The organism is Salinivibrio costicola subsp. alcaliphilus (assembly GCF_001996185.1).
GTDB lineage: Bacteria > Pseudomonadota > Gammaproteobacteria > Enterobacterales > Vibrionaceae > Salinivibrio > Salinivibrio costicola.
The window spans coordinates 1-288 of sequence record NZ_MUFR01000195.1; the positions used below are offsets into that span (position 1 = coordinate 1).

General features: G+C 49.7%; 2 tRNA genes and 1 rRNA gene. All 3 read left to right on the forward strand.

The annotated features are described in order from the left end of the window. A 16S ribosomal RNA gene (locus BZJ21_RS16645) occupies positions 1 to 54 on the forward strand; the annotation flags it as partial. 80 nt (positions 55 to 134) lie between these two features. Further along, positions 135 to 210: transfer RNA gene (locus BZJ21_RS15835), tRNA-Glu, on the forward strand. Between the two features lie 2 nt (positions 211 to 212). Continuing rightward, positions 213 to 288: transfer RNA gene (locus BZJ21_RS15840), tRNA-Lys, on the forward strand.

The window sequence follows — 288 nt, forward strand, 5'->3', positions numbered from 1 at the left end:
GTGAAGTCGTAACAAGGTAGCCCTAGGGGAACCTGGGGCTGGATCACCTCCTTACTGACGCTATTCTTGCGAGTGTTCACACAGATTGTATAGGTTGAAGTTATAAGAGGATATGTTCCCAAACATATCAGCGTGTCCCATTCGTCTAGAGGCCTAGGACACCGCCCTTTCACGGCGGTAACAGGGGTTCGACTCCCCTATGGGACGCCATTGGGTTGTTAGCTCAGTTGGTAGAGCAGTTGACTTTTAATCAATTGGTCACAGGTTCGAATCCTGTACAACCCACCA